The organism is Streptomyces sp. NPDC001634, assembly GCF_040298185.1.
Taxonomy (GTDB): Bacteria; Actinomycetota; Actinomycetes; order Streptomycetales; family Streptomycetaceae; genus Streptomyces.
Map to the genome: position 1 here is coordinate 1 of NZ_JBEOZU010000158.1, position 11,263 is coordinate 11,263.

Below are 11,263 nucleotides of genomic sequence, written 5' to 3' on the forward strand. Positions count from 1 at the left end.
CAGCCGTGCGTCGGCTGGGTTCCTCTCTTCAGAGCCGAAGAACAGTTTCTATTTCATCGATCTTCATCCGCGGGAAATCCAGTGGCGGCCGTGGTACGCGGTGCGCGACGTGAGCGGCAGGGACGCGAGCAGCCATCATCCGTTCGCCGCCGCCGGCGTTCGCCGTGCCGCGCTTCGCGGCGCACGGGAAGCGGTCGAGGCGGAAAAAATTTGTGGATCTTCGCGGCAATCCTTTTCGGCCTCTCGGACCACTCAGTGTTCTCCGGCCAGGTGGCCCGGTCAGATGCAACGGCTGAAAGAGAGCACAGGCATATCCCCAGCCCACCCACGTCATCGGTGGCGTCCCGCGCTGGCGGCCGCCGACCCCGGCCACGGCGGGCGCCGCACCCGGCGGTGCCCGCCACCGATGTTCTCCCGGGACCAAGGCCTGGAAAGGAGCTCGGGTCCCGGGAGCGGGGTCATCCGGCGGTCAGAGTGGTCCACTTCTGGTTGGAGCCGCCGTTGCAGTCCCACAGTATGAGCTGCGTGCCGTCGGTCGTGGAGGAGCCCGGGTCGTCGAGGCAGCGGCCGGAGGCGGGGTTGCGGTAGCCGCCGTTGAAGGGCTGCCAGATCTGGTTGGTGCCGCCGTGGCAGGCCCAGATCTGCGCCTTGGTGCCGTTGGCGGTACCAAAGCCAGCGGCGTCGAGGCACTTGCCCATGGAGCGCAGCGTGCCGTCGGTGTAGAGCGACCAGAGCTGGTTGGCGGCGCCGTTGCAGCTCCAGATCTGGACGGCGGTCCCGTCGGCGGTGTTGGCGCCGTTGACGTCCAGGCACTTGCCGGCGATGCCGGAGTTCACGGGTGCGGGGGCGGGGGCGGGATTCTTCAGCCACCCGGCGCTGTCCACGGACTGGATGCCGCGGTGGAAGGCGTCGGCCATCTTCTGGTAGCCCGCGTCGTTGGGGTGCAGTTGGTCGGCCAGGTCGGCCGTGGCCAGGCTGCTCATGTCGACGTATGCGACGTGCTTGCCCGCGGCCTGTGCGTCGCTGACGATTTGGGGGATGGCCTGGTTGTACGTGCCCCGCCACTGCTCCTCCGAGCTGTTGGTGGACACGATCAGGGAGGCGACGAGGACGGTTGCGTCGGGGACGTCGGTGGTGATCTGGTTGACCAGCGACTTCAGATCGGCGATGGCGGCGTTGGGCCCAGAGGCCCCTATGAGGTCGTTGGTGCCGATATGCAGCGTTACGACGTTGGGCCGGTAGCGGGTCAGCGAGGCGTCGGCGAGTGCGGCGATCTCGTTGATGTGGTATCCGGGGTGGCCATCGTTATCGGGGTCGGACATCGAGCCGTTCCGCACCGTGCCCACGAAGTCCAGCGGATGGCCGTCCGCCGCAAGCTCGTTCCACAACGGCCCCCGGTAGCCGTTGCCCGTACTGCTTCCCACACCCCAGGTGATCGAGTCACCCAACGGCATCACCCGCAAAGGGGTGTTGGAGGCGGCGGCGGCAGGGGCCACACCTGCCGCCGTCACCCCGAGCGCGGCAGCGACAAGCGTGACCAGGGGTAGTATCCAAGACTTTCTCATGCAGGCGTCCTCTTCTGCGAGTGAGTGCTGGATCAACGGGGCTGATCGCCGTTCATGTCAGCAACTCGGCCGTCTTGCCGTCCCGTCGGCGTCGGCGGCCGTCTGACGCACTGGCAGAACGGCGTGGGTGGGGAGACTCTTGCGCTGTGAGCGTTGACAACACCGAGCCTGTCCGGCGTCACGTCTGCCCCGGCCCTCCCGTGTCGAGCGGTCGGCCCGGACCGGCTTCACCAGAGCATCCGTAGAGATAGCACACTGATCCCCATCGGGGACATCCCATGAATGCCAGAAATTTGAGAGCGGTGCCGCAGAGGCGAGTTCTGTGCCGCTGGCCCCAGCTGCTCCTATGGTCTGTTCGTCGCCTCTCCCTCTCCGGCACTGGCCCGCTGGCATCCCATGTCTGGTTGCTGGGGCTCGACCCGCCGATCGCACCCTGTCCAGGGTCGGCTCCCCGTCGTGCTGGATCAGCACACTGCCTGCGAACGAGGTCGAGGCCCGCCTTCACCACCCCGGCCGGGCACCCACCCTCCCGAAGCCGTCGCGACCCCGGCGACGTCGCCGCACAGCACGAGACCATCGCCGCACAACCCGTGACCACCACCCACGAGCCAATACTCGACATGAGCCCCCAATGGCGCGTAATCCAACATGGTCAAACATCAGATCCGACAAAAGTCTTGACCCTCGCAACCCATCATCCGTACGCTCGGCCCGCCATCAAGCCCTTCGAGCAATCCGGATCGCACCGGCCGCCCCTCTGGCCGCGCGATCACGTCTTCACCCGACTCTGGGTCGATCCGGCCGAGCAGACCCTTTGGGGGCGTTCCCGCCCCTCGGTGTGCCGGTCACCCACCATGTCGCGGCCGCCCGCCGTCCCCACCGGCGGCCGGCCACGCAGAGCACCGTGACGGAGGAAACGTGAAGAGACCGAGCGGTCACCGTTCGAGACGGCCGAGCTCAGCCGCACTGTCGGGCCCGGAGGGCGCTGTCATCTCCGACGCGATGAGCCGCGGGAAAGGGACGGTCATGCAGACCGATGTGCGTACGTGTGGGCCGACCGCGCACCCATCGGTGAGACGGTCGACCGCCGTGACGGCGGTTGCATCGCTGTCTCCCCGGTTCCTCGCCGCGAATTAGTACGAGCCCAGCGACCCCAAGGGCAACCTCACCGCGTCCTGGCACTCCTGCAGCTTCAACACGTCTGACACCGCGTCCTGCTGGAACAGCCAGATCGCCCCGGTCATCGCGAGCAGCCCGCTGGTCACCGGCGAGATCGGGCAGGGCGACTGGCGGTGACAGCTGCATCAACCCGCTGATGAGCCGGCTGGACGGTCAGAAGTCCGGGTACCTCGCCTGGACCTGGAACACCTGAAACCGGGTCAGTGGCAACGCTCTGATCAGCGACTACTCCAAAACGCCGACCGCGTGCGGAGCTCCGGCAAAGTGCCCGGATGTTTCGGCTGCTTCGACCACACCGGGTCGGCAGCTGGAGATCTGGGACTGTAACGGCGGTGCCCATCAGATCTTCACGCGGACGTCCGCGGGTCAGCTGACGGTGTACTCCGGTGCCAGTCAGCTGTGCCCGGACGCGTACAACAACCAGACGGCCCCGGGCACGAAGGTTCAGACCTGGACGTGTACGGGCGGTGCAACCAACAGTGGAGCTTCAACTCCAACGACGCCATCACCGGCGTGCAATCAGGCCTGTGCCTGGATGTGACCGGAGCCTCCACTGCCAGCGGTGCCCTGATCGACCCGTGGACCGGAAACGGCGGCAGCAACGGGCAATGGAAACTCGGCTGAGATCACACCCCCTGGAAGGTTTGCGATGCGACTGACCCCACCACCGTCCCTGCGACGCCCTGACCGGTACAGACGCGGCAGGCTGCGCTCGGTGCTCCTGGCCTGTGCTCTGACCCTGCCCGTCGCTCCGCTGGCCGTGACCGCCGTCGCGACGCCGGCCGCGGCGCTGGACAACGGCGCGGCCAAGACCCCGCCGATGGGCTGGAACAACTACAACGCCTACGGCAACAACCCCACCGAGTCGCTGATCGAGCAGACGGCGCTGGAGATGCACAACAACGGCATGCAGGCGGCCGGTTACGAGTACGTCAACATCGACGACGCGTGGATGGCGTCGAGCCGGGACGCCAACGGCAACCTGGTGCCCGACCCGGTGAGGTTCCCCAACGGCATCAAGGCCGTCGCAGACTACGTGCACTCCCTCGGCATGAAGCTCGGCATCTACGAGGACGCCGGCACCCAGACCTGCGCCGGCCTGCCCGGCAGCCTCGGGCACGAGACGCAGGACGCGAACCTGTTCGCATCCTGGGGTGTCGACCTGCTCAAGTACGACAACTGCTACAACAACGGGATCAGTTCCCAGACCCGGTACACCACGATGAGCAATGCGCTCAAGGCCACCGGGCGCCCGATCCTGTTCAGCATCTGCAACTGGGGCACGGACAACGTGTGGACCTGGGGTTCGAACGTCGGCAACATGTGGCGCACCACCGGTGACGTCGCCGACACCTACACCAGCTTCCTCTCGAACTTCCACAGCAACGCGAGCCTGGCGGCGTACGCCGGGCCCGGGGGCTGGAACGATCCCGACATGCTGGAGACCGGCAACGGCGGCATGACCACGACCGAGTACCAGAGCCAGTTCAGCCTGTGGGCCGAGATGGCGGCCCCCCTGATCTCCGGCAGCAAGATCATCGGTGCGAGCTCGCAGACTCTGTCGATCCTGACCAACAAGGCGGTCATCGCCGTCGACCAGGACTCTCTCGGCAAGCAGGGCACCATGGTCTCCTCCTCGGGAGGCCTGGACGTGATGTCCAAGCCGCTCGCCAACGGTGACGTTTCGGTCGTGCTGTTCAACGAGACCAACTCCACCGCGACCATCACCACCAGCGCTTCGGCCGTCGGCAAGACCGGCGCCTCCAGCTACACGCTCACCGACCTGTGGACCGGCGCGACGTCCACCACCACCGGCACCATCAGCGCAAGTGTGCCGGCGCACGGCACGGTGATGTACCGGGTCGCGGGCGGGACCGGTGGTGGTGGCACGGCCACTACGGGTCCGATCCACGCCATCGGTTCGGGCAAGTGCCTGGACGTGCCAAGCTTTTCGCAGACCAACGGCACCCAGACGCAGATCTGGGACTGCAACGGCGGCTCGAACCAGACCTGGGCCACCACGTCGACCAAGCAGCTCACCGTCTACGGCGGTGCGAAGTGCCTCGACGCGGCCGGCACCGCGGCCGGCACCAAAGTGGAGATATGGGACTGCAACGGCGGCACCAACCAGCAGTGGAACCTCAACTCCAACGGCACCATCACCGGCGTTCAGTCGGGCCTGTGCCTGGACGTGACCGGCGCGTCCACCGCCAGCGGCGCACTGGTCGAACTGTGGGACTGCAACGGCGGCAGCAACCAGCAGTGGCACCTCGGATAGTTAAGGCGGCGCACCTGTGCAACTCGACAGACACAGACCCCGACTTCTCACGACGATCGGCGTGATCGCCGCCCTGCTGATGGCCCTGCTCGGCCTCCAGGTCGGCGCCGGCCCAGGCGCCCACGCCGCGACCAACCAGTTCCACGGCGTGAACTGGGCCGACCCCAACGACAACTTCGTCACCGGCGACATCACACCGGTGGGCCTGTCCACCTCCGACAGCTACGCGACCACATACGGAAAGGCCACCTCGATCCTCAAGGGCTACCAGGCACTCGGTGCCAACACCGTCCGCATGGGGTTCAACCGGGCGACCGTCTCCGACAGCTGGTGGAACAGCTACACCGCGGCCTTCGACGCGGCCAGTGACCTGGGCATGAACGTCGTCCTTGCCCCCTGGCTGCAGAACGGCGTCATCGGCGACACCACGACCTTCTACCAAATGTGGGACGTGGTGATCAACAAGTACCTCGGCAAGAGCAACTTCTACTTCGACATCATGAACGAGCCCTGGGGTTACACCGCCAGCCAGGAGGCCGACGTGGCAGCGGCCTGGGTGGCGCACTACCCCAGCGTCCCGCGGGGCAGGATCCTTGTCCCGGGCGCCTGGTCCGACCAGAACCTGTGCACCGTCGGGGCCGACTCGCGTCTGACCGGCACCCTGCTGTCGATCCACATGTACACCCTCGGCGGAGAAACCCACCCCGACGAGGCCGGCTGGGTCACCAGTTTCGAGAACGCCCTGTGCGGTTACGACAGCCGTGCCGTCCTCACCGAGTTCGGCGCTCCCATGAACACCGGCGTCAACTACGACGGTCCGCGGGACGGCACCAACGACGTGTCGTACCTCTACGCACTCACCGACACCGTGCGCAATCAGGGCATGGGCTCCATCCTCTGGGTCGGCGTGAAGTTCGCCAACCAGACGCAAGGTCCTGGTCCCTGCGAGAACGCCTCCTGCGCCATCACCTCCCTCCAGGGCACCGGCACCAACTACTCACTGAGCATCAACAACCAGTCCGGCCTGGACCGGCTCCAGTACGGCTGGGGCGGGACCGGTGGTGGTGGCACGGCCACTACGGGTCCGATCCACGCCATCGGTTCGGGCAAGTGCCTGGACGTGCCAAGCTTTTCGCAGACCAACGGCACCCAGACGCAGATCTGGGACTGCAACGGCGGCACGAACCAGACCTGGGCCACCACGTCGACCAAGCAGCTCACCGTCTACGGCGGTGCGAAGTGCCTCGACGCGGCCGGCACCGCGGCCGGCACCAAAGTGGAGATATGGGACTGCAACGGCGGCACCAACCAGCAGTGGAACCTCAACTCCAACGGCACCATCACCGGCGTTCAGTCGGGCCTGTGCCTGGACGTGACCGGCGCGTCCACCGCCAGCGGCGCACTGGTCGAACTGTGGGACTGCAACGGCGGCAGCAACCAGCAGTGGCACCTCGGCTGACACCACCGCCCGGGGCTGAAGGAGCCCTGACAGCCCCATGAGGTGTGCGGGACGGATCGTGACCCGTCCCGCACATCTCCGCTGGGGGGAGTGTAAATCTAACGGCGGATCCGACGATCATGGGAGGGACGTCAAGTGACTGACACCGCCGTGGAGTTGGAGACCGTGGAGCCTGTCGAGAGTGCCCAGTCCGGGCAGCCTGCGCCCGTGTCCGACGAGCAACTGGTCGCGATGCTGGTGGAGCGGGCCCGGTCGGAGGGACTGCAGCTGACCGGGCAGGGTGGGTTGCTGCAGCAGCTGACCAAGCGGGTCTTGGAATCTGCCCTGGAAGGCGAGATCACCGATCACCTCGGTTATGAGAAGCATGATCCGGCAGGGAAGAACAACGGCAGCAGCCGCAACGGCACCCGCGCCAAGACCGTGCTGACCGATGTCGGGCCGGTGGAAGTGAAGGTGCCTCGCGACACTGCCGGCAGCTTCGAGCCGCAGATCGTCAAGAAGCGGCAGCGGCGCCTCACCGGCGTCGACGAGATGGTGCTGTCGTTGTCCGCGAAGGGCCTTACCCACGGGGAGATATCGGCTCATCTCGCCGAGGTGTACGGCGCCGAGGTGTCCCAGCAGACCGTCTCCACCATCACCGACAAGGTGATGGAGGGCATGGCCGAGTGGCAGAACCGGCCGCTCGACCGCGTCTATCCGGTCCTGTTCGTGGACGCCATCAACGTCAAGATCAGGGTTCTGTCGACGATCTTGTGATCCGGACGGTTGAGCGGGTTGTGCCGACTGTTCGCGATCATGCATCGGGTGCTCTCGTGATGTGCTCCTGGAGTTGTTTCCGTACCTGTCCGCGCTGCTGATCGAGGAGGTCGAGCGAGGGCCGGACAAGGTAGTACTGCGGGCACGAGTGCGGTCGACGATGGGGGCTTGCCATTGCGGTCACAGCTCGTCGCGGGTGCACGGCGGGTATGTACGCAAGCTGCGTGATGCCGCTGTGGGCGGTCTCGGTGTCGTGATCGAGTTACACATACGTCGCTTCCGCTGTGAGAATCCCGCCTGCACGGCAGTGACGTTCGCCGAGCAGATCGCGGGGCTGACGACTCCGCACGGCCGCTATACCCCTTTGCTGCACGGGCTGTTGACGCAGATCGGGTTGGCGCTGGCCGGCCGGGCCGGGGCCCGCCTGGCGGCCGTGGTCGGCATCACCGTGGGCAGGGACACCCTGCTGCGGATGGTCCGGGCTCTGCCCGAGCCGGAGATCGGCGAGGTTGAGGTGCTTGGTGTCGACGACTTTGCCTTCCGCAAGGGCCGCCACTACGGCACTGTGCTGATCGACATGGCCACCCACCGGCCGCTGCATCTCTACGACGGTCGCGAGGGCGAGGACCTGGCCGCCTGGCTACAGGGCCATCCCGAGGTGAAGGTCATCTGCCGGGACCGCTCCAGTGGTTACGGGGAGGGCGCGCGGGTCGGGGCGCCACAGGCCCAGCAGGTCGCGGACCGATATCACTTGTGGGCCAACCTCGGCCAGGCGGTCGAGAAGACGGTCAACGCCCACCGCTCCCGCCTGGCCGAACCGCCTGCCGGAGCGGAAGACGGCCCCGGCCACCCGGAAGCGGAGCCCGAGGTGGTGCAGCCGTCGAAGGAGCTGAAGATCGTGACCCGGCTTCGGGAGCAGCATGCCGCCGCCCACGAGCTGTGGGCCCAGGGGATGTCGAAGGCGGCGATCGGCCGGAAGCTCGGGCTGCACCAGGCCACGGTCCGCAAGCTGGTCAACGCCCGCTCCGCTGATGATGTCGTCGCCAAGAGCCTGCAGCGGGCGCATGTCGTCGACCCGTACGTCGGCTACCTGCACCGACGCTGGAACGAAGGCATAAGAAATGCCGCACAGCTCCACCGGGAGATCCAGGAACTCGGCTATCCCGGAGGCGAGTTGGCCGTCCAGCGTCATCTGCGGCGCTACCGCACCGGGCGCGGACACGCACCCGCCGTCGGTCCCAAGCCTCCCTCGGTCCGCGAGGTCACCTCATGGATCATGACGCATCCCGAACACCTCCGCGACGGCGATGCCGACAAGCTGCACCGCCTGCGTGAGCGCGATCCCGAGCTGGACCGGCTCACCGGCCACGTCAGGAAGTTCGCCGTCATGATGACCGCACGCCACGGCGAAACCGGCTCGAGGAGTGGATCGCCGGCGTCGAGCGCGACACCCTGGCTCCGCTCGCGGGCTTCGCCCGCAACCTCCGCCGCGACTTCGACGCCGTCCAGAACGGTCTGTCCCTGCCACATAGTTCAGGCACCGTTGAAGGCAACATCAACCGGCTGAAGATGCTGAAACGCCAGATGTTCGGCCGTGCCGGCCTCGATCTCCTTCGCAAACGCGTCCTGCTCGCACGGTGACACCATCTCCACTGGATCACAAGATCGTCGACAGAACCAAGATCAGGGACGGGCAGGTCGCGAACCGTCCGGTCTACGTCGTGATGGCGGTGACTGTGGACGGCACCCGCGACATCCTCGGCATCTGGGCCGGCGACGGCGGCGAGGGCGCCAAGTACTGGCTGCACGTGTTCACCGAGCTGAAGAACCGCGGCCTGGACGACGTGCTCATGCTGGTCTGTGACGGGCTCAAGGGCCTTCCCGAGGCCGTGGAGACCGTCTGGCCTCGCACAATTGTCCAGACGTGTGTGGTTCACCTGCTGCGGAACTCGTTCCGATACGCCGCCCGTCAGGACTGGGACAAGGTCGCCAGGGCTCTCAAGCCCGTCTACACCGCACCCAGCGAGGACGCGGCGACGGAGCGGTTCTTGGAGTTCCAGGAGGCGTGGGGCCAGAAGTATCCGGCGATCGTGAAGCTGTGGTCGGACGCCTGGGCCGCGTTCGTGCCGTTCCTCTCCTTCGACGTCGAGATACGCAAGGTCATCTGCAGCACGAACGCGATCGAGAACGTCAACGCCCGCATCCGCAAGGCCGTCCGTGCCCGCGGACACTTCCCCAACGAAGCCGCCGCCCTCAAGTGCATCTACATGGCGCTGATGAGCCTGGACCCGACCGGGAAGGGCCGCAAGAGGTGGACCATGCGCTGGAAAGCACCGCTGAACGCGTTCCAGATCGCTTTCGAGGACCGCCTGACCCCGAGCAACAACTGACCACTCAACAACCAAGATCAGCCGTTAAATTCACCCCGAGGCGGCTTTCGAGGAGAGCCTCGCCGCGTGCCGCGCCTACTACGAGCAGCACTTCACCCTTTGCGCGCCGCGCACGGCAGTGGCTCTGGGCAAGCCCATCGGACAGCTTCTTTCGAACCTGCGCAGGCCAGGCGCGCTGGACAAGCATCCCGAACGGGCCGCAGCGCCGGCTGCCATCGATCCGGACTGGAATCCCGCATGGCCGGCCACCTGGCAACGCCACTACGCCGCTGTACAGGAACTCCTACGTGACCAGGCCGGCCAGACCGAACTCCAGCCGGGAGTCACGGTCAACGGCCTCGATGCCGGCGCATGGCTCGCCCGGCAGAGACAGCACACCGTCTGGCACGGGTTGACGGACGGACGGACAGCGCGAACGCCTGGAGCACCTCGGCATCGCGCCCCTGCCGCCCAAGCAGGAAGCGCCCGCCAAGGCGGCCTTGGGGGCCTTCAAACGAGGCGTAGCGGCCCTGGCACAGTACAAAGCACGCACGGGCACTGTGGGGCCCATCAGCCGATCCCACGTAGAAGTCCTGCCGGACGGGACCGAGGTCCGGCTGCGCGTATGGCGCAGCAACATGCGCAGCCGGAAATCCTCGCTGCCAAAAGCGCAGCGCCGGGGCAGTTGGCAGATCTCGGCCTGTTCGACTGAAAGGACCGGGTCCGGGCGGACTGTGTCGCATCCTGCTGGTTTTCCGTTGCGCCCATTACTGGATCGGCTGATGAGCCGTTTGTGTGGTGTGGAGGGATCGGGGTCCGAGCGGGACAGGGCGGGGGTGGCGTTGGCCGATGTGGGGCGGGCCGATGTGGTGTTCTGCGAGGCGGGGCAGGAGGCAAGGTGTCTGCGCTGGTCGGATGCTGCCGCCGAGGTGGACTTCCAGCGGTGTCGGCCACTGAGGCCGTTTCCAGTCCGCAAGGGCAAGCGGCTGGCACCGGGATGGTGGTGGTCGGCGATCTCCGGACGGCTGGTGCATTACGGGTCCGCGGCGCGTCGCACGCGGGTGGCAATTCCTGGGGGCCAGTGCGTCGTGCCCCACCGAGGCGATCCTGCGCCGTTTCACCCGCAACGCAGCCCACCCGGTTCCCGCCACCGTAGCTCCAGCGGCCGGGCGGCCAGACCGCTGCATCCAATGCGATTGGCGTCGGTAGGAACATCGGAACGAAAACCGGCGCTAGCCCCTCGTCAGCCCTGGTGGGCGGCTGACGGGGCGTCGGCCGCCGCGCCCGTCTGAAGTTTTCCCACAGATAACGCCCTATTACTGATCTGGGCTCGTTAGGGTGAAGTTTGCTGAACGTCCTGATGTGGGTGTGGTGTTGCCGGTAATCCGTGGTGCGTGAGATATTCGGATGGGGGCGGGCTGACGCCTGCAGCACGGCGGCGCCGGGAAGCGGTGCGGATGCAGGCGGCGGAGCTGTTCGCTCAGCAGGTCAAACCGCCCGAGGTGGCCCGGCAGCTGCGTGTGAGTGTGAAGTCGGCTTACCAGTGGCAGCAGTTGTGGCGACAAGGTGGTGCCGACGCGCTGCTTTCCCGAGGGCCGAGCGGGGGCCGGTGTCGCCTGTCGCTGCGCTGTTTGGAGAAGCTTGCCGGGTATCTCGA

At 66.7% G+C, this 11,263-nt stretch carries 7 protein-coding genes and 3 pseudogenes; 8 read left to right on the forward strand and 2 right to left on the reverse strand.

Annotation, left to right across the window (positions count from 1 at the left end):
• Positions 1 to 458: 458 nt before the first annotated feature.
• Together ABT186_RS45935 and ABT186_RS45940 are read right to left on the reverse strand one after the other, a co-directional pair.
• Complete coding sequence (locus ABT186_RS45935; RefSeq protein ID WP_351930369.1) at positions 459 to 1,565, reverse strand: ricin-type beta-trefoil lectin domain protein; 1,107 nt, start codon at positions 1,563 to 1,565, stop codon at positions 459 to 461.
• 1,133 nt (positions 1,566 to 2,698) lie between these two features.
• Positions 2,699 to 2,830, reverse strand: coding sequence for a hypothetical protein (locus ABT186_RS45940; RefSeq protein ID WP_351232497.1), 132 nt, complete (start codon positions 2,828 to 2,830; stop codon positions 2,699 to 2,701).
• Positions 2,831 to 3,057: 227 nt separating this feature from the next.
• Here ABT186_RS45940 and ABT186_RS45945 point away from each other — a divergent pair, with 227 nt between their 5' ends.
• The 8 genes and pseudogenes from ABT186_RS45945 to ABT186_RS45985 all read left to right on the forward strand — a co-directional run.
• Entirely contained in the window at positions 3,058 to 3,285 is a 228-nt protein-coding gene (locus ABT186_RS45945; RefSeq protein ID WP_351232534.1) for a ricin-type beta-trefoil lectin domain protein, read from the forward strand.
• Positions 3,258 to 3,368 carry an RICIN domain-containing protein gene (locus ABT186_RS45950; RefSeq protein WP_351232536.1) on the forward strand — a complete coding sequence of 37 codons (111 nt, stop codon included), beginning with the start codon at positions 3,258 to 3,260 and terminating at the stop codon, positions 3,366 to 3,368. Before ABT186_RS45945 ends, ABT186_RS45950 begins: the two co-directional genes overlap by 28 nt.
• Before the next feature lie 25 nt (positions 3,369 to 3,393).
• Entirely contained in the window at positions 3,394 to 5,022 is a 1,629-nt protein-coding gene (locus ABT186_RS45955; RefSeq protein WP_351930371.1) for a glycoside hydrolase family 27 protein, read from the forward strand.
• 16 nt (positions 5,023 to 5,038) lie between these two features.
• Positions 5,039 to 6,481 carry a ricin-type beta-trefoil lectin domain protein gene (locus ABT186_RS45960; RefSeq protein WP_351930373.1) on the forward strand — a complete coding sequence of 481 codons (1,443 nt, stop codon included), beginning with the start codon at positions 5,039 to 5,041 and terminating at the stop codon, positions 6,479 to 6,481.
• A 231-nt stretch (positions 6,482 to 6,712) separates the two neighbouring features.
• Positions 6,713 to 7,216, forward strand: a pseudogene (locus ABT186_RS45965) (transposase); the annotation flags it as partial.
• A 64-nt stretch (positions 7,217 to 7,280) separates the two neighbouring features.
• Positions 7,281 to 8,878, forward strand: a pseudogene (locus ABT186_RS45970) (ISL3 family transposase).
• A 38-nt stretch (positions 8,879 to 8,916) separates the two neighbouring features.
• A pseudogene (locus ABT186_RS45980) lies at positions 8,917 to 9,627 on the forward strand (IS256 family transposase); the annotation flags it as partial.
• A 1,373-nt stretch (positions 9,628 to 11,000) separates the two neighbouring features.
• Positions 11,001 to 11,263: helix-turn-helix domain-containing protein (locus ABT186_RS45985; RefSeq protein ID WP_502973529.1), on the forward strand; the 263-nt coding region annotated here is incomplete at its 3' end.

Coding starts and splice junctions, on each gene's coding strand:
- ABT186_RS45935 (WP_351930369.1), bottom strand. CDS start 1,565: ATGAGAAAGTCTTGGATACTACCCCTGGTCACGCTTGTCGCTGCCGCG.
- ABT186_RS45955 (WP_351930371.1), top strand. CDS start 3,394: ATGCGACTGACCCCACCACCGTCCCTGCGACGCCCTGACCGGTACAGA.